The sequence below is a fragment of the Solwaraspora sp. WMMA2056 genome, assembly GCF_030345095.1.
In the GTDB taxonomy this organism is placed as follows: domain Bacteria; phylum Actinomycetota; class Actinomycetes; order Mycobacteriales; family Micromonosporaceae; genus Micromonospora_E.
The window spans coordinates 3,123,841-3,142,272 of sequence record NZ_CP128360.1; the positions used below are offsets into that span (position 1 = coordinate 3,123,841).

An 18,432-nucleotide genomic window follows, 5' to 3' on the forward strand; every position below is an offset into this window, starting at 1 on the left:
ACCCGTTTGACCAGCACGACAGAGTACGGCTGCCTCCACCGGACGACGCCTGTCAACCGCGCCGCCCTCGACGAGAAGGAGTAGGTAAACCCCATGTACAGGTCGGCACAACGGCGCAGTTCGACCCCGCGTGGCCGAGGCCAGCGCGGCGTCAGCTCCCGGAACAAACGGCTCATCGCTGTTCTCGGCACGGTCACGGTCTTCGCGGGGATCGTCGCGGTCACCCAGGTGTCCTCGGCAAACGATCAGCTGAGGACCTCGGGCGAATGCGTCGCCCCCAGCCCGGGTTCGACCGCCGAGGGCGGCGTCACCACGACAGTCACCCGGGAGAACGGGCGCGAGGTGCGTCACCACTGGGGTGACGGTCAGACCACGATCGAGGAGTGCGAGAGCGGCAACACGGTGGTCGCCACGCCCACCATCGAGTGTCCCTCGGTAGAGGACCAGTTGCCGGAGATCCCGGCTGCGGCCCGCAACGAGGTGACCCGCAACCTGCAGCTGCTGCAGACCCAGATCGACGACGCCAACGCCGATCTGGTCAACAGGGCGGGCCAGGGCGGACCGAACTTCATCAACAACGCGATCCTTGGCCCGCTGGCCAGCAAGCGGGTCGCCACGCTGGACCGCATCGCGATCGCGATCGGCCGGGTCGCCCCGCGTCCGCGCAACCTCGAGGAGCTGGCCACCTGTCAGCTGGTCAACCGTCCGGGTAACGGCGGCGACAACAACGGGGGCAACGACGGCGGCGGCGACAACGGCAACAACGACGGCGGCGACAACGGCAACAACGACGGCGACAACGGCAACAACGACGGCGGCGACAACGGCAACAACGACGGCGACAACGGCAACAACGACGGCGGCGACAACGGCAACAACGACGGCGGCAACAACGGCCTGGAGATTCTGGCCAACAGCTGTGAGAACAGCAACCTGGACGACCACGACGGCTTCCAGATCGGTAACCGCTGCGTCGACACCGAGATGGGTGAGGTCGGCTCGGCCGGTAACAACCCGTCGCTGCTGATCACCGAGTTCCCGCAGGAAGTCAACGTCAACGAGCCGTTCACCATCCGGGTCAGCACCCGCAACCTGATCCGGGACCGCTTCCTGCCGGCCGGTCAGGGCGGCTACTACATCGAGAGCTCGCTGCTCAACGAGCAGGGCCTGACCCGAGGCCACTTCCACACGGCCTGCCGTCTGCTGCAGTCCACCGACGTCGCGCCGGACCCGGCCCCGGTTCCGGAGTTCTTCGTGGCGACCGAGGACGGCGGCGGCGGCGCTCAGCCCGACCAGGTGACGATCCAGGTCTCGGGCATGCCGCAGGCCGGTACCGTGCAGTGCTCGGTCTGGGCCGGCGACGGCTCGCACCGGGTGCCGATGTCGGAGCGGGCCAACCAGACCCCGGCCTTCGACTCGGTCCGGATCGTGGTGAACTGATCACCCGCTACTGAGAGCATCGATCCCCCGCCCGTGACGGGCGTGGACTCCGCGGAGTCCACGCCCGTCACGGCGTTGTCGACCCTGTTCGGGGCCGGGGGCCGGCACGCGCCGCCTCGGGGGCTACGAACCGCGTCGTTGCGGCTGCGGGCGTACCGGCCCCCGGGGTCCGTCGGACCGCTGCACGGCCGGGCGGGGCGGGCTGGGCCCGGGTCAGGACACGACCGCCAGATGGAAGGAACGGTCGGCGAGCACGCCGGCACTGGTGAAGGTCTGGACGAACACCCCGTTCGGGATGCCGGCCCGGCCGACGACGGTGATCTCACCCGGAGCGGACGCGCCGGAACTGCCGGGCAGGCCGATCGTGCCGATGTAGGCCGAACCTGTCAGGTCGTGGCTGAAGACCACCTGGTACGTGCCAGCGGCCAGGCGAGTGGCGGAGACCACCCCGAACCCGCGGACCAGGCCGCCGCTGGCGTTGACGACGGCGAAGAAGGTCTGCGCCGTCGGTGGCATGCCGGCGCCGGTGGCGGGGACGAGCGCGATGCTGGCGCGCTCGCGGTCGGTCTTGGTGGTCGGTGGTTGTTCGGTGACGGCGGTGCCCTGTTCCGCGCTGATGGACTCGGACATGGTGCCTCCTCCGGGTACGGCGCGTCTTGGCGTGGTCGTGACGCGCCGGGGGTGATGGACCGTCGTCCCGTGGGGCCCCATCAGATAGCGACGTAACTCAAAGTGTATGCGAAAACTCGGAGAGTAATCGACGGCCGTGATGTCCAATCGAGGACAACGGGGAGAGGCCGGCCCGGTCTCGGGCGTCAGGGCTGCTGGTCGGGTGCGCCGAGACGTCGCTCGAGCAGGACCGCGAGGGGGATCGACTCACCGTCGCGCCCGCCGGCCCCGATCACCAGACGGGGGCGCATCGGCGCGATCCGGACTCCGGTGAGCCGTGCCCGCAGGCTCGCCGGGACCGCCAGCAGGTAGAGATTGCCGTCGGTGCCGACGGCCAGCGACCGGTCGGACTTGAGGTACCAGCCGGACAGTCCGGTCCGGTAGCGTCCCCAGCCGCGGTGTGGTCGGGCGGTCAGCGGCTGCGGTGTCAGGCCCCGGTCCCGGGCGGCGGCCACGAAGTCGGCGACCTGGGCGGCGGCCTGTCGTTGTTCGGCGGTGCCGCGCTGGTGCTGGTCGGCGGCGTGGGCGGCGATGGCCTGCTGCCGCTGCCGTGCCCAGTCCTGCTCGTCCTGTCCCACCTGGTCACCTTACGTGCCGCCGGGTCGACCTGTCGGCCGGTGCCGGTGTGGTCGGCGCAGACGGCGGTACGGGTGGCACCGACCTCGGTACCACCCGTGCGACCGTGCGACCGTGCGTGGCGCGTTCAGCGTCGCAGTGTGCCGGTTGGTTCGTCCACGTCGACGAACTCGATCCGGGTGTCGTCGCCGAGGCCGTCGCGGGGACGCATCACCGATCGGGTCATTGCCCCGGCGAGCCAGCCGAGGGCAACGCCGGCTGCGGCCGCGCCGGCGATCCACGCCCAGGGCGTCGGTGGACGTCGACGACCGGCGAGCGCGTCGACGGCGGCCATCGCCCGGTGCCGGGCCTCCTCGGTGGCCGGCCCCATCCGGTGGCCGGCACCGTTGGCCAGATGTGAGGTGCGCCGACCGGCCAGCCGGGCGGCGTCTCCGGCGGAGCCGACCGCCGAGACCAGTTGAGCCCATGCCTGGTCGGTCATCCGTTGCGGCTTGCGGCGGCGCTCCATCAGGTGGGTCGCGAACATGCTGCTACCTCCTTCAGCGCCGTGACGACCGGACGGTGCCGGACCGGCGCGGCGCGCTGCGATGTCTTCTCGTGCCCAGCGGCCAGCCTGGGCAAACGTGCCGGGCGTGCGGCGTTCGTCGGTCGGATCACCGACCGCCGGCCGCCCCGGTCGGTCGCAGCCGTTGGCTGTCGTACCGGGCGGCTAAGGTAGAGGCGACAGTCGGTCATGCGTCACCACCCGGCGATGTGTCGCTACCCGGGCTTCCTGACCTGGGATTCCTGTCGGGCTGGCGGGCGGCGGGGGCCAGGAGATGCCTGCAGGCGGTACGCGTTGCATAGCTCACTGTGTCGGGCGCTATGATGCGGAATGTCATGCTGTGTGTGGTTGTTATGCCCGTCGGATGCGGATCCGGCCGGCCGAAGGCTGGCGGCGACCCGCGCTGGGGAATACGCTCGGTCCCGGCCCGCGTACTGACGAGACGCCCTGGTGGGCGAGTGGAGGTGCTCGCGTGAGCCTGTCGGTTGTGACATCGACCCTGCCCGGTGGAATTGTGGAGATCGCGCCGCAAGGTGAGATCGACGTAGATACGGCACACGAGGTGCGCGAGGCGGTCCAGGCCGTGTTGACCAAGGGCCGGCCCAGCCGGATTCAGCTCAACATGCGTCTGGTGACCTTCATCGACTCGGTCGGCATCAGCGCCATGGTCGCCGGCTTCCAGGCCGCCGAGGTCAGCGGCATCAAGCTCGTGGTCACCGAGCCGAGCCGGTTCGTGCACCGGCAGCTGTGGGTGACCGGCCTGCTCGGGCTCTTCGGCGCTCCCGAGCCGTACGTCGGTGACGCGGCCGAGCGCGAGGTGCCACTGCGCTGACGTCCGAGGACACGCCGGCCGTCGGCACAAAAGGCGGCTGCAACCTGCTTCCGCGACCCGGCCTGCAGCCGGCCACGTTAGCGCCCGGTTAACACTCGACCGCAATGCTTGTCGGGTTATCGATCTTGCTGGAAAATAGTCGCTCGTGACATGGTTGCGGGTGGGTACCACTATTCTCCGGCGCTATGTCCTGCTTTATCCGATCGGACGCGGCGGTGTCTCGGTCGTCTACCGCGCGATCGACATCGAGAACGCCCGTCCCATCGCCGTCAAGCTGCTGGCCCCGGCTGTCCGGGGCGATCGTCGTGCCCACGCCGACATCCGCCGGGAGGCAATGATCGCCGACCGGTTGCGGCACCCGAGCGTGCCCCGGGTGTACGACGTCGGCGAGATGCCGCTCGGTGGTGGCGGCACCGCCTCGTACGTCGCGATGGAACTGCTCACCGGCTGGGTGCTGACCGCCCGCCTGCGCGACGGCCCGATGCCGTGGTCCGATGCCGTGCGGATCGCCGCCACCGCCGCCGACGTGCTGGCCGTGGCGCACCGTCGGGGCGTGGTACACCGCGATCTCACCCCCAGCAACGTGATGCTGACGGATGCCGGGGCGAAGATCATCGACTTCGGGCTGGCAACGGTCGCGGACCGGCCAGCGCGTGGTCCGGGCCACCGTACCGGGTGGACCTCCGGACCGCGTCGGCCCGACCTGCCCGTGCACCCGGTCGGCGGACCCGGCCGGCCGAGCGACGACGTGTACGCGCTGGGCGTGCTGCTCTACCAGATGGTCACCGGCAGCTCGCCCTACCCGGCGGCCCGCCCGGGCCGGTCGGCGGCCGACGTACGGTTCAGTGCATTGGCCCCGACCCCCGTACTGAACGTCACCGGGATGCCGCGCGCCGTCGCAGAACTGTGTCGGGCGTTGATGGCCAAACGGGCTGACACCAGACCGAGCAGCAGCGAAGCGGCCTTCGCGCTGTGGGAGCTGCTGGACCGCCCGGCCGTCGAGTCCGTGCTGGCCGGCAGGTCCTCCCACTGACACACTCCCGGCGGGTCGCTGCCCCGGGCGGTGGTCCGCCCGGGGCAGCGGCATCTCATGGGTCCGCTCAGCCGAGCTGGAACGGCACCCGTACGGTCGACTGACCGGCGGCCGCCGTGGCGGCATCCACCCGTACCGTCGTCGCGGCGTTGCCGATCGCGTTCCACAACTCCAGTCGGACGCAGCCGTTGCTCATCGCCCGGAAGTCACCCGAGGCCGACCGCAGGCCGGCGCTGTTGCGGTACGTCTCGGTGCCGGGCACCGGGTCGGTGGCGAAGTAGTGGTAGGTCTCCGTACGGCTGTAGGCGCCTGAGCCGGTGAAGTCGTACGACACCCGGGCCTGGATACCCGCGCCGACCGCGGTGCCCGCGTCCACCTGCAGGGCGAACGTGGTGCCGGCCGACCGGTACGCACCGGTCAACCCGCAGGCCCGGAAGGTGACCGGGTTGTGCGGCGTACCGTCGTGGTTCGCTCCGCCCGCCGACGGCACCGTCACCGTCGTCGCGGCCGTCCCGGCGGTGTTGCTCAGCACCCCGGCGGACCGCAGGTGGAACAGGTCCGAGGTGACCGGCGGGGTGGTCGGACCCGGCGTGGGCGAGGCCGGTGGGGTGGGGGACAGGCTCGGCGACGGGTTCGGGGTGGCCGGGGCACCGGTGGCGTTGCCGCCGCTCCAGGTGTGCGCCCCGCTGGTGGCGGTCCGCCCGGCCGGCACGGTCAGTCGGGTGCCGTCGGAGAAGGTGACCGTGACCGGTGCGGCGGTGATGTTGCTCGCGACGTAGGTGCGGGCACCGTTGCGGTTGAACACCGCGTACAGCGGGGTGTTCGCGGTGACGCCGGTGTCGACGCGGCCCAACGCGGCCAGGTTGCGCACCCAGTGGAACGTGTGCGCCCGGCTTTCGCCCTCCTCGACCGGGTAGTTGGGGTTGGCCCGCAGGCTGGTCAGGGCGGCGTCAGCGTTGCCGAGCGCCTGGAACGACCAGAGGATGTCCTGCCAGACCGTCGGCGGACCCCCGTTGTTGCTGACCAGCGCGTTCCAGTTGGTGGCGATGTAGTCCGGCCGGTAGCCGAGGTAGAGCGAGCCACCGGTGATCGGCAGCATGTTGATGCCCTGAATCATCTCCGGTTCGGCGCTGAACCAGGTGGCGTACGCACCACCGTCGCCCCAGACCATGCCGACCGACCGGTGCCCGAAGTTGGCCGGGAAGTTGGTGTCCGAGGAGTCGAACCAGTACTCCTGGATGGCCGCCGACTGGGTGGTGTAGATGTACAGCCCGGCGTCGCGGATCGCGGTGTTGCCGGTGGCCAGACCCCACTGGATCAGGGCGTTGGCGAAGTTCATCCCCTCCGACGAGGATTCCTGGTTGTTGCCGGCGAAGAACGCGCCGTGCCCGGCCGCCCAGTCGTGCCCGGCGTAGATGTCGAAGTCACGCAGGAACGGGAACATCGGGTCGTTGCGGTCCCAGCTGTTCGCGTCGCGAATCAGCAGGTTGACCATGCCGCCGTACTGGCTGGTCGACGCCCATGTCGGGTCGAACTTGGCCAGCGTCGCGGCGGCGGCGATGTAGTAGCCGTAGTGGAAGTGGTGGTCGTTGAGGTCGGTGTCGGAGCCGTACGAGGCGGGGTAGCCGACCAGGGTGCCCCACGCCTGGTCGTAGAAGAACACCCGCTCGGCCTTGCCGGGGCTGGCGGTGAACCAGTCGGTCAGCCGGGTCCGGATCGCGGCGAGCAGGTGGTCGCGTTGCGCGGTCCGGCCGAGCTGGTCGGCGATCTCGGCCAGGCGGGCGGCCCGGCCGAGCGCCTTGCCGGTCCAGTAGGTGTCGTTGTTGAACCCGGCGAACGGGTCTCCGGAGGCGGCCTGGTCGAGGTGGGCGGTGAGGGTCGCGAGGTCGGCGCCGGTGCTGGTGGCCACCGCCGGCACCTCCGGCAGTACGCCGTGGAAGCGCATCGCGGTCCGGAACGACGTCGCGCCGACCAGGTTGCGCATCGGGCCCCGGGCCGACACGTAGGTCTCCGCGATCGGGCTGCCGCCGTCGAGGTGCTTCCACTGGTGCGGGTAGAGCGAGACGACCGTGCCGGTGGCGGAGCCCTCACGGGCCGTGGTGGTGAAGCTGTAGGTGGCGTCGACCGTGCTGCTGGCCTGGTCGTAGCTCCAGCTGACCCGGGTGCCGGTGACGTGGGCGTGGGCGTACTGGCCGTAGCTGTCCATCAGCGCGGTGCGCCGGGCGGCGCTGGTGCCGGTCGAGGTGGGCAGCAGCGCCACCGAGAAGTAGCCACGGCCGGCCAGGGTGGAGCTGATCGTGGTCCCGGAGACGGTCCAGGTCGCGCCGCTGGGGGCGTAGGCGACGTAGTCGTGGCCGCGCATCAAGAATCCGACGCGGGTGCCGCTGTGGTGCCAGACCGTCGGTGTGCCGGGGAACGACAGTTGTGCGTTTCCGCCGGTGACCTGGGCGTACACGAACGGCAGGCCGTGGCCGACGGTGGTGCGCAGGGTGCGGGTGCCGTCGGACCAGTACGGACTGACGGTCCAGTCGGTCCAGCCGTCGACCTTGACGTCCGGGGCGTTGAGTCCGGCGACGCCGAGGGTGAACTCCCGGGTGTACGGGTAGTGGTACTCGCCGACGCCGGTCGACGTGCCGGAGATCGCCGCCTCGGTGGTGTACGAGACCCCGAGCCCACCGGAGGCCGGCTGGAACGACATCGGGTGGGCGTGCAGCGGATCGGAGTACGCGCAGTTGTAGCGCTTGAACAGCAGCGACGACCACCAGTCGTTGGTGGGTACCGCACCGGTAGGCGCGTTGCCGGTCACGTACTGCCGGGGGTTGGCGGAGATGTTGCCGCAGGCGGTCGGGGCGGCGGCACCGGCCGGGCGGGTGGTGGTGTAGCTGCCGGCGCCGACGGTGGCGGCGTCGGCGGTGCGCAGCACGCCGAAGTTCAGTCCGGCGGCTGCCAGCGCCGTCACGGTGGTGGCTGCCAGGATCCGGCGCGGCGTGCGGCTTCGGCGCCCGCCTCGGATCGACAGTGTCATGGTGCCTCCGGTCAGATCGGGCGTAGTCCAAGATCACAAACTGTTTCACGCCCATTAATGAGTTATTGCCAGGAGGTCACCAGAGACCTGGCCCTGCTGTCAATATCCGGACATGAACTTTCGTGAATCAGGTAGGCGTCGGCTGTTCCGGTTGACAGCCGCACGGGTTGCTCGTTACCTTCGTGAGAGCGCTCTCACAGCCTCCTTGGCTCCGACAACACGGGGTAGGGTCGGGGTGACGGTGAGCTGAAAGAGCGCTCTCACTGATTGTCCGGTGTCGTTGCCGGCCGGAACGCCGGTCGGCGTCGGCGCTTTTCGCAATCAGTCCATTCGTTATCAGTCCATTCGTTGTGCCCGCATACCGCCGATGCCATTTGCCGACCATTGGGTCGCGGATCGAGTCGGCGCATCGCGCGGGCTGAGTCGGCAGGTCGGCCGGGCCGAGCCGGCGCATCGCGCGGGCCGGGACACGACGACGGCGGCCACCGTTCGGTGACCGCCGTCGTTCGGGGGAGGAATCAGTACACGGACAGGTGAACGTGGTTGGTGTGGTCGCTCGACGGGTCGCCGCCGGCACCGCTGTACGCCTTCCAGCCACTGCTGGGCAGCCAGATCCGCTTGAACCAGATCACGTAGAGCACGCCGAGCCGGTCGGCGTTGGCGATGTAGTAGTTGGCCAGGTTGTCGCCGTAGGTCTTGTCCCCGCCGCTGGCGACCCCGCCGAAGCCGTTGGGCTGGGCGGCGAAGTCGCACGCCCGGCCCTTCGGGTGCTCACCCGAGCCGCCGTTGCGGAAGCAGGAGACATAGCGGGTGAAGCCGGCGGCCTTGGCCTGGTTGAGCGCGTGCAACGTACGCGGGGTGATGCAGCCGGAGGTGGTCGGGTCGTCGACGTTGCAGGACTCGCTCGGCCAGGAGCCGTTCGCGTTGCGAGGTGCCGGCGTCGCCGACGCGCTGGCCGACCCGGAGCCCGACGACCCGGAGCCCGACGATCCGGAGCCCGACGATCCGGAGCCCGACGATCCGGAGCCCGACGATCCGGATCCGGAGCTGTTCGCCGCTTCGCGTTCGGCCTGCTCACGGGCCTGCTCCTCAGCGGCGACGGCCACCGCGAGGGCCCGTTCGGCCTGCTTCTTGCGCTGATCCATGATGGTCAGCTGCTTGCGCTGCTCGCGGATCTCGTTCTCGATGGCCGCCTTCGACCGGGTCACCTGGTCGCGGGTGCGGTACAGCTCGCGCAGCTGCTTCTCCTCGTTGGCGGTCACCGCGCTCAACGCGGCGGCGCGGTCGAGGAAGCCTTCCGGCGAGGTGCTGTTCAGCAGCGCAGAGACCGGACCGAGCCGGCCGTTGCGGTACGCACGGTCGACGAGCTGACCGACGTTGGTGTTGCGGACCTCGAGTTCGGTCTCGACCTCGGCCAGCCGTGCGGTGAGCTGCTTCTGCCGCTTGCCGGAGTTGTCGAGCGCGGCCTTGGCGTCGATCCAGCCGCGCGAGGCCGCGTCGAGCTCCTTGCGCAGACTCGGGGTGCCGCCTTCGTCGTCGGAGCCGGCGGGAGCGTAGGCGGGTAGCGCGGCACCGGCCGGCACCGGGGCACCGACCGGCGCTCCGGTGACGGCGATCAGGATCGCGGCCAGCGGCACCAGGCGGGCAAAGCGGTTCTTCCGCCCCGGCGTCGCGCGCCGGGGTCGTTCGGGGAGCGGGTACGTCACCGTGCAGGTTCCTTCCGTCAGCCGCCGACCGGGTTAGCTGACGGGTTCGGGACGGAAGATCCCTACCGCTGACGCGGATGCACCCCAGGAACGTGGTTCCCCGGCTCGCCGTACAGGCGATTAGGCGACGGCCTTCGCGGGCGCCGGAGGGGCGCCGCCCGGACGAAGACCGAGGCCGAGGCTACCGGTCCGGTCGCCATCTGTCGCGAGATCGATGAACATATTATGTCTAGATAAATCGGAAATAAAGGTACATCGCCGTTGTTTGCGTCGCGGGAAGGTCACGAAACTTAAGCGTCCGCTAATCACCAGTCCGTCGGTCCGCAGGGGTCCGCAGGCGACAATGGCTCGACTTGCAGCGTTGCGTGATCGATTCCGAACTCTTCGTGCAGGGCCCGCCGGGCGTCGCGCAGCACCCCGCCGACCTCGGCGCCGGCCACGGTGGCCAGATGCGCCGAGACCACCTCCATCCCCTGGGTGAGGGTCCACACGTGCAGGTCGTGCACGTCGCACACGCCCGGCACGGCGGCCAGGCGGGCCCTGACCCGGGGCACGTCGACGTGCTCCGGCGCGGCCTGGACCAGCACCCGCACCGCGGAGCGGGCCAGCCGCCAGGTCCGGGGCAGGATCAGCGCCCCGACGGCGACGGCGACCACCGGGTCGGCGTACCACCAGCCGGTGGTGGCGATCACCAGGGCCGCCACGATCACCCCGACCGAGCCGAGCAGATCGCCGAGCACCTCCAGATAGGCGCCCCGGACGTTGAGGCTCTCCTTGGCGCCGGCGCGCAGCAGCCCGAACGCGACCAGGTTGGCGACCAGGCCCGCCACCGCCACCGCCAGCATCGGGCCGGCGGGCACCGGCTCCGGGTCGGCGAACCGGCGGACCGCCTCGACCATGACGTAGCCGGCGACCCCGGCGAGTAGCGCCGCGTTCGCCAGGGCGGCGAGCACCTCGAGCCGGTAGAGGCCGAAGGTGCGCTGCGGATCGTCGGACGCGCGACGGCCGGCGGCGATCGCGGCCAGCGCCATGCCGATGCCGAGAACGTCGGTGAACATGTGCCCGGCGTCGGAGAGCAGCGCCAGGGAGCCGGTGAGCAGCGCGGCCACCGCCTCGACGACCATGAAGACCGCCAGCAGGACGAACGCGATCCACAGCCGCCCGTAGTGTCGCTGCCCGGCGGTGCCCGCTCCGTGATCGTGTCCCGCGCCCATCCCGGTCACCTTCCGTCGCCCGGTGCCCCGACCGAAGACTAATGCTCACATAGCGATATGTGCAACAGATGACCGGGCGGCGCCCACCACCCCCGCCGGGAGCCGCCGGAGCAGGCCCGTCAGCCGCCGCCCGGCACCGGATCGACGGTCACCAACCGTTGGGTCGCCCGGGACAGCGCCACGTACAACGTCCGTACGCCCGCTGCCGACTCGGCACGGATCTCCGCTCCCGCGACCAGCACCACGCCGTCGTACTCCATGCCCTTGGCCTGCAGACTCGACACGACCTGCAGACGTGGGTCGGTCAGCTCGGTGGCCAGCCAGCCGGCGACCTCGTCGCGTCGGGCCACCGCGGCGATCACCCCCACCGTCCCCTCCACCTCGGCGAGCAGCGCGGTGGCCGCCCGGCGGACCGCCGCCGGCAGTGCGGCGACGTCGACCTGCTCGCGGCGCGGCGGCACCCCGGTCGAGCGCACCGCCGTCGGCAGCACGGCGTCCGGGGCGACGGTACGGATCACCTCCGCCGCCAGCTCGAAGATCTCCGCCGGGTTGCGGTAGTTGGTGGTCAACTGGAACTCCTGCCGGGGCCGACGACCCAACGCCCGGTCGCGGGCCTGAGCCAGCTCGCCGGGATCCCCGGTCCACGCCGTCTGCGCCGGATCCCCGACCACCGTCCACGACGCGAGCCGCCCCCGACGGCCGATCATACGCCACTGCATCGGCGAGATGTCCTGTGCCTCGTCGACCACCACGTGGGCGTACTCCCGGTAGTCCACCGGCCGTTCCCGCGCCGCCGCCCGCGCGGCCCGTTCCCGGTCGACGAAGGTCGTCACCTCTCGTACCCCACCGGCGAGCCGGAACGGATCCTGCTGGCGGCGCTTGGGCTGCGGCGGTCGACCGAGCAGCTCGGCCAACTCGTCGAGCAGCGCGACGTCGGCGATCGTCGGACCCTGCTCGGCCAGGTCCCGCAACGACTCCCCGAGCAACCTGATCTCCGCCGGTTCGAGGATCCCCTGCGCGTAGCGGCGCAGCCGTTCCGGCCGGGCCAGCCAGGCCAGCACGTGCCGGGGCAGCAGCCGTGGCCACCAGGCCTTGATGAAGTCCCGGAAATCGTCCCGATCGGACAGCTCGTCTTCGAACTCGGCCTGACCCGGCAGCCGGGACGCCGCCACGAGCCGGCGGGCCTGTGCCCACAGCGCGTCGAAGAGTCCGTCGATGCCGGCCCGGCGGACCTCGTTGCGGCGGGCACCCCGGGGCAGCGCCCGCGCCCGGATCCCGTTCAGTTCGGCCTCGCGCAATCGCAGCAGCTGCCCCCGGTAGAGCAGCCGCAGCTCGGTCGGCCCGTCCGGTACGGCGTCGCGGACCGCCCGCTCCAGCACCCGCCGCATCCGCAGCGACCCCTTCACCACGGCCACCGCCGCCGGATCGGTCCGGGTCGCCGACACGTGCGGCACCAGCGAACCCAACGACCGCAACGTGGCGCTCTCCTCCCCGAGCGCGGGCAGGACGGCGGCGATGTACTCGACGAACACCGCTGTCGGCCCGACCACCAGGATGCCGCCGCCGGCGAACCGGCTCCGGTCGGCATACAGCAGGTACGCCGCCCGGTGCAGCGCGACTGCGGTCTTGCCGGTGCCGGGCCCGCCGGAGACCACCGTCACCCCCGACGCGGGTGACCGGATCGCCTGGTCTTGCTCCTGCTGGATGGTGGCCACGATGTCGCGCATCCCGCGGCCCTTGGCCCGAGCCAGGGTGGCCAGCAGTGCCCCGTCACCGACCACCCGCATCCCCGCCGGTGCCGATCCGGGGTCGAGCAGGTCGTCCGACACCCCGGTGACCCGTTCCCCCCGGGACGAGATGGTGCGCCGACGCACCACCCCCTGTGGGCGGGCCGGGGTCGCCCGGTAGAACGCCGCCGCCGCCGGCGCCCGCCAGTCGATCAGCAGCGGCTCGGCCCGCTCACCGCGGATCCCGAGCCGGCCCACGTGCAGCACGGTCCCTTCGCGCAGGTCCAGCCGGCCGAAGACCAGTCCTTCGTGTTCGGCGTCGAGCAGGTGCCGCCGTCGGGCCGCGTGGAACACCATCGCGTCGCGCTCGACCAGGGCGCCGACGTTGCCGACGCCGGCCAGCCGGTAGCCGTCGCGCTCGGCGCGCACCGCGTCGGAGCGCATCTGCGCCAACCGGGCGTACACCCGGTCGACGTGCCGTTGCTCGACGGCGATCTCCTGGTCCAGCGTGGTGGCGTCGGTCAACGCAGTGGCTCCTGAACGGGGGCGGTCCGTCCGGTGTCCGGCGGACCGTCAGCGGTACGGTCACGACTGCGGGACGCGGCGGGCACGGGTGCTCCCCGTGACGTCCGGCCGACCCCGGCAGCCTTACGACGTTACCGTCCGCGCGCCACCTCGGTGCCGTGTAGGGCACCGGCCGGCTCGTCGGCCCGCGTCGACCCGCTCCCGACGCCGACCCGGTCGAGGACGCCCCGTACGGCCGCGGTGATCTCGTCCGGCCGTTCCATCATCAACATGTGTCCGCCGCCGGGGCACACTGTCAGATCGGTGTCGGTCAGCGCCTCGGCGATGGACTCGGCACAGACCGGAGGGGTCAACCGGTCGCGGTCGCCGACCAGCACCGCCGCCGGCAGGTCGCCGATCGCCGCCAGGGTGGACAGCCGCTGCTGGGCGCCGATCGACGTCCGGTAGCCGCCGATCGCCCGCAGCGTGGCCCGGCTCACCGCCGTCGTGGTCAGCGCCAGGTCCTGCGGATCGCAGGAGTCGCCGAACAGCAGCCACCGCAGCGTCGGACGCAGCGGACGCAGCAGGTCCTGGTGCGGTCGCCAGGTGCCGCACCGGGCGAGCACGCCCGCGCCGGCCAGCTCGCAGATCCGCACCAGCCGGGCGACCGGCGGAGCCAGTCCGTAGACCGTGTGGGTGTGTCCCTGCGCGGTGGTGGCCACGAACACCAGCCCGGCCACCCGGTCGGCGAACTCCTGCGGGTGCCGGTGCGCGTACTCCATGATCGCCATGCCGCCCATCGAGTGCCCGGCCAGGACCACCGGGCCGGTGCCACCGACCTGGCGGACCACCTCGGCCAGGTCGTCACCGAGGCGTTCCAGGGTCATCGTGGCCAGACAGGTGGACGTCGACCGACCGTGGCCACGGGCGTCGTAGGCCACCACCCGTACGCCGGGGTGCCCGGCCAGCGCGGCCGCCTGCCGGTGCCAGGTGTGCAGGTCGAGGGTCCAGCCGTGCAGCAGGACCACCGTCAGCGCGGCGTCCGCCGGACCGGAGACCTCGCCGTGCAGCACCGCCGCGTCCGGCAGCCGTACGGCGACCTCCCGCCGTCTGTCAACGTCGGTCACACCCACCTCCGCCGGTCGTCCGTGCCTGCGTACCGCATCGACCGACGTACCCCGGCGGGCCCGGTGCCGAACCGCCACCGTGAGAAGATTCGCAACATCCTTCCCGACCGGCCGGTAGCACGCCAGGCTGCAACCATGTCGCCACCGCCACCGCCACCGCCACCGCCACCGCCACCTCAGCCGCCGCAGTCGCGGACACCGCGCCCGAACGGCCCACCGCCGCCGGATCACCCCGGACCGGCCGAGGCACTGGCCGAACTGCTCGCCGGGAACCGGCGGTTCGTCACCGGGCAGCCCCGGCACGGCCACGACATCTCCGCCGCCGCGGCCAGCGCCGCGCTCGGCGAGCAGCATCCGATCGCCTTCGTGCTGGGCTGCATCGACTCGCGGGTGCCGTTGGAGGCGATCTTCGACCAGACCTTCGGCTCGATCTGTGTCGGCCGGTCCGGTGCCCAGGTGCTGGATCAGGCGATCATCGGCTCGATCGAGTTCGCGGTCGGTGCGCTCGGCGTGCCGCTGGTGGTCGTCCTCGGACACGAACGCTGTGGCGCGGTGGCCTCGACGATCGCTGCCGAACGCTCGGGCACCCGACCGTCCGGCAGCGTCGGCTACCTGGTCGAGCAGATCGCCCCGGCGGTGGCCCAGGTCGGCCTGGACGATCCGAACGTGCAACCGCTCGCGGTCCGGGCCCACGTGCAGCGGACCGTACGGGCGTTGCGGGAGGTGCCGGCGCTCGCGGCGGCCCTGGCCGCCGGGCGGATCGACGTGGCTGGCGGCGTCTACGACCTGGGCAACGGACAGGTGGAGATCCTCGACTGAGGGCGGCGCTCGTCGTCGGGACGGCAGCAGAGTCGGGACGGCAGCAGATACGCGACGGCCCCGCCGGGAAACATCCCGGCGGGGCCGTCGTCAGTTCGTCCGCCCGGGCGCGGTGGCCCGGGGCGGGCACGTCAGGCCTCGAAGACCCCGGCCTCGACGAGCCGCTTCTCGGTCAGCTCCCAGCCGTGCTCCGGGTGGGTGCTGGCCAGCGCGTTGAGCTCGGCGCGGATCTTCGCGGCGTGCCCGGCACCGGCCAGCGACCGGATCTCCTCGACGAAGGCCGCCGAGTCGGTACGCAGGTGGGCGGTCTTGCCCGTCGTCAGGTTACGTACGTAGGCGTGCTTGCCGCTGTTGAGCGGGATCAGGTACTTGAACTCGCCGAGGACGCTCAGGGCACCACCCTGACCGGCCTGGCCGGCGCGGACTGACGCGCGCGCGGTCTTGGAGGTGTTGCTCGCCACGGGGGGACTCCCTTGTAGGACTGACGGATACGGACAATTGAGCCGAACTGCCTGATCTTGGTGCAAACTGCTCGATCTGGAGCGGACTGCCTGGTGCGGATGCGAACAGAAGCCCGGCACGCCGACAGACGCCAGGTCCATCTTACCGGACGGTCGACCGGGGGCCGTTGCTGGCCTGGCCGGCCAGCAGGGACAACGACGCCCCGGTGCCGGCCATTCCCCGCCTGTCCGAGAGCCTGGCGGGTCGCCGGGATGACCGGCGCGACAAATGTCGGCGACGAGTTCGTCGATTCACTGGCGCACCACCCGTCACAGCAGTCATCATGGGTCACACCACTCGGTGGCCGAGGTCGTAGGGGAAGACGCACCTCGCTCTCCGGGAGGTCACCGTGCCAACGCGTGGCGTCGTATACGTCCACTCGACCCCGCTCGCCGTGTGCCCACACGTCGAATGGGCGATATCGCGCGTCCTCGTCGCGCCGGTCAACTTGCAGTGGACGGCGCAACCGCTCGACCCGAACGGGCGGCGCGCCGAATGCGGCTGGTCCGGCCGTGCCGGGACCGGGGCCGAGCTGGCTGCTGCCCTCCGCCAGTGGCCGATGATCCGGTTCGAGGTGACCGAGGAACCCAGCCCGGGTGCCGACGGAGAGCGGTTCATGTACGTGCCCGGACGAGGGCTGTTCCGGGCGACCACCGGCGCGGCCGGCGACATCCAGCTCGGCGAGGACCGGATCCGGGCGATCATGGCCGCCTCCCCGGCACCGGAAGCGGTCGCCCACGCGTTGGACAAGGCACTGGGAACCGCCTGGGACACCGAGCTTGAGCCGTACCGGCACGCCGGCGAGGGGGCGCCGGTGACGTTGCTCACCCGGGTGGGGTGAGGACGGAGGCTGCCGGGCCACCTGCGCACGCTGGCCAGGAAAGCCGGCTCACCCACAGGAGCAGTTCGCCGCTCGCGTCGGCCGCAGCTTGCCGGCATGGTCGTAGCCTGGTGTGATGGCCGGTGTGTTCCCCTCACCCCGAGTAACAATCGCTGCGCTGCTGCTTGCTGCCGTCGGCGTCACCACCGGCTGCGCCGAAGCGCGCACCGGGACCCCTAACGCCACCCCCAGCAGTGCGGACGAGCCGTCCGCCGCGCCGACGTCAACGGCCGAGTCGGCGACCCCCGCCGCCCGCCTGGTCGCCACACTCAGTGACGAGGATCTGGTCGGGCAGGTGCTGATGCCGTACGCCTACGGGGCCTCCGCCACGGAGGTCTCGGCTGGCTCGGCGGCCGGCAACCGGGAGCTCGCCGGGGTGGACACCCCCGCCGAGATGATCGAGCGGTACCGGCTCGGCGGTCTGATCCTGGTCGGTTTCTCCGCTGACGACCCCACCGGCAGCAACCAGCCCACCACCAACGTCGACGACACGGCGCAGGTCCGGCAGCTGACCACCGGGCTGCAGGAGGCGGCCGGGCGGCTGCCCGCCGCAGCACTGCCCGACGGCGGTGGCGAGCTGCCCCTGCTGATCGGTACCGACCAGGAGTTCGGCATCGTCACCCGGATCACCCAGGGCGTGACGCTGCTGCCCAGTGCCATGGCCGCCGGCGCGGCCGGGCAGCCGGAGCTGACCGAGGCGGCCTGGCGGGCCGCCGGCGCCGAACTCGCCGCTCTCGGGGTCAACGTCGACTTCGCCCCGGTGGCCGACGTACTCGGCGTCGACAGCACGGTGATCGGCTCCCGGTCGTACGGTGCCGATCCGGCCGCTGCCGCCGCGCAGGTCGCTGCCGCGGTACGCGGCCTGCAGGCCGCCGGCGTGGCAGCCACCCTCAAGCACTTCCCGGGGCACGGTCACACCGCCGTCGACTCACACGGCGACCTTCCCGTGCTCGACCAGGACCGGGACGCGCTCGGTGCGGCCGACCTCCCGCCGTTCGTCGCCGGCATCGACGCCGGTGCCGGCCTGGTGATGTCCGGCCATCTCGACGTCACCGCCGTGGACCCGGGGGTGGCCGCCACCTTCTCCCGCAAGGTGCTGACCGACCTGCTGCGGGGCGAGCTCGGATTCGACGGCGTCGCGGTGACCGACGGAATGAACATGGCCCCGGCCCAGGTGATGCCGCCTGGGGAGGCGGCGGTCGCCGCGATCAACGCCGGCAACGACCTGATCCTGATGCCACCGAACGTCTCCGCCGCCTACGACGGGCTGCTCGCCGCGCTACGCGACGGATCCCTGCCGCGGGAACGCCTGCAGCAGGCGGTCACCCGGGTCCTGACCCTCAAGCAGCGCCTCGCCGAGGCCGCCGTACCGCCGATGACCGTGCTCGGCGCGGCCGGGCACTACGCCGCGGCCCGGCAGCTGGCGGCGGCGGCGATCACCCAGGTACGCGGCTCCTGCTCCGGTGTCGACGGCCCGGTCACGGTCACCGCGTCGGGTGGCCGGGACCGGACCCGGGCGTTGCTGGTGGAGGCGCTGCGCGCCGGCGGGGTCGAGGTCGTCGACCGGGGCGGAACAGTGGTGCACCTGGTCGGCTACGGCGACGGCACCGCCGACCTGAGCTCCGCTGCGGCGGTCACCGTGGCGATGGACACCCCGTACCTGCTCGCCAGTTCCCGGTCACCCTCGCTGCTGGCGACGTACTCGTCGAGCCCGGCGTCGATGGAGGCACTGGCGGACGTGCTGCGGGGCGCGGCACCGGCTCCGGGTCGGTTGCCGGTGCCGGTCGACGGCCTACCCGCGACCAGCTGCACCAGCTGACGAACCGGTCCGGGCA

15 protein-coding genes and 1 riboswitch are annotated in these 18,432 nt (G+C 71.6%); of the genes, 6 read left to right on the forward strand and 9 right to left on the reverse strand.

The genetic code is table 11. From position 1 onward, the window contains the following. The first annotated feature begins 93 nt into the window (after window positions 1-93). Window positions 94-1,440: a hypothetical protein gene (locus O7608_RS14320; RefSeq protein WP_289210440.1), complete on the forward strand. Its 1,347-nt coding sequence runs from the start codon at window positions 94-96 to the stop codon at window positions 1,438-1,440. 213 nt (window positions 1,441-1,653) lie between these two features. On the opposite strand, the gene O7608_RS14325 is transcribed toward O7608_RS14320, so the two are convergent. The 3 genes from O7608_RS14325 to O7608_RS14335 form a co-directional block, all read right to left on the reverse strand. Next, window positions 1,654-2,070, reverse strand: a complete 417-nt coding sequence (locus tag O7608_RS14325; protein ID WP_289210441.1) for a hypothetical protein — start codon at window positions 2,068-2,070, stop codon at window positions 1,654-1,656. 185 nt (window positions 2,071-2,255) lie between these two features. Beyond that, window positions 2,256-2,687, reverse strand: a complete 432-nt coding sequence (locus O7608_RS14330; RefSeq protein WP_289210442.1) for a hypothetical protein — start codon at window positions 2,685-2,687, stop codon at window positions 2,256-2,258. 125 nt (window positions 2,688-2,812) lie between these two features. Further along, a complete protein-coding gene (locus O7608_RS14335) occupies window positions 2,813-3,211 on the reverse strand; it encodes a hypothetical protein (RefSeq protein WP_289210443.1) in 399 nt (132 codons plus the stop codon). 490 nt (window positions 3,212-3,701) lie between these two features. Here O7608_RS14335 and O7608_RS14340 point away from each other — a divergent pair, with 490 nt between their 5' ends. Next, complete coding sequence (locus O7608_RS14340) at window positions 3,702-4,061, forward strand: STAS domain-containing protein (protein WP_289210444.1); 360 nt, start codon at window positions 3,702-3,704, stop codon at window positions 4,059-4,061. Window positions 4,062-4,221: 160 nt separating this feature from the next. Then, window positions 4,222-5,094, forward strand: a complete 873-nt coding sequence (locus O7608_RS14345) for a serine/threonine-protein kinase (protein ID WP_289210445.1) — start codon at window positions 4,222-4,224, stop codon at window positions 5,092-5,094. A 67-nt stretch (window positions 5,095-5,161) separates the two neighbouring features. On the opposite strand, the gene O7608_RS14350 is transcribed toward O7608_RS14345, so the two are convergent. The 5 genes from O7608_RS14350 to O7608_RS14370 form a co-directional block, all read right to left on the reverse strand. Then, a complete protein-coding gene (locus O7608_RS14350) occupies window positions 5,162-8,053 on the reverse strand; it encodes a glycosyl hydrolase (protein WP_353850538.1) in 2,892 nt (963 codons plus the stop codon). Window positions 8,054-8,637: 584 nt separating this feature from the next. Beyond that, window positions 8,638-9,825 carry a coiled-coil domain-containing protein gene (locus O7608_RS14355; RefSeq protein WP_421360092.1) on the reverse strand — a complete coding sequence of 396 codons (1,188 nt, stop codon included), beginning with the start codon at window positions 9,823-9,825 and terminating at the stop codon, window positions 8,638-8,640. A 6-nt stretch (window positions 9,826-9,831) separates the two neighbouring features. After that, window positions 9,832-9,962: riboswitch (cyclic di-AMP (ydaO/yuaA leader) on the reverse strand. A gap of 168 nt (window positions 9,963-10,130) precedes the next feature. Then, entirely contained in the window at window positions 10,131-11,039 is a 909-nt protein-coding gene (locus tag O7608_RS14360) for a cation diffusion facilitator family transporter (protein WP_289210447.1), read from the reverse strand. 119 nt (window positions 11,040-11,158) lie between these two features. Then, window positions 11,159-13,291, reverse strand: coding sequence for a HelD family protein (locus tag O7608_RS14365; protein WP_289210448.1), 2,133 nt, complete (start codon window positions 13,289-13,291; stop codon window positions 11,159-11,161). 131 nt (window positions 13,292-13,422) lie between these two features. Beyond that, on the reverse strand, window positions 13,423-14,397 hold the full coding sequence (locus tag O7608_RS14370) for an alpha/beta fold hydrolase (protein WP_289210449.1): 975 nt from the start codon (window positions 14,395-14,397) through the stop codon (window positions 13,423-13,425). Between the two features lie 135 nt (window positions 14,398-14,532). Here O7608_RS14370 and O7608_RS14375 point away from each other — a divergent pair, with 135 nt between their 5' ends. Then, window positions 14,533-15,216: a carbonic anhydrase gene (locus O7608_RS14375; protein WP_289210450.1), complete on the forward strand. Its 684-nt coding sequence runs from the start codon at window positions 14,533-14,535 to the stop codon at window positions 15,214-15,216. 131 nt (window positions 15,217-15,347) lie between these two features. Here O7608_RS14375 and O7608_RS14380 read toward each other — a convergent pair whose 3' ends face one another. Further along, window positions 15,348-15,677 carry a hypothetical protein gene (locus O7608_RS14380; RefSeq protein WP_289210451.1) on the reverse strand — a complete coding sequence of 110 codons (330 nt, stop codon included), beginning with the start codon at window positions 15,675-15,677 and terminating at the stop codon, window positions 15,348-15,350. A gap of 389 nt (window positions 15,678-16,066) precedes the next feature. On the opposite strand from O7608_RS14380, the gene O7608_RS14385 reads away from it, so the two are divergent. Both O7608_RS14385 and O7608_RS14390 read left to right on the forward strand, forming a co-directional pair. Further along, on the forward strand, window positions 16,067-16,558 hold the full coding sequence (locus tag O7608_RS14385; RefSeq protein WP_282228514.1) for a DUF3145 domain-containing protein: 492 nt from the start codon (window positions 16,067-16,069) through the stop codon (window positions 16,556-16,558). Between the two features lie 115 nt (window positions 16,559-16,673). Further along, entirely contained in the window at window positions 16,674-18,416 is a 1,743-nt protein-coding gene (locus O7608_RS14390; RefSeq protein WP_289210452.1) for a glycoside hydrolase family 3 N-terminal domain-containing protein, read from the forward strand. The last annotated feature ends 16 nt before the right edge of the window (window positions 18,417-18,432 follow it).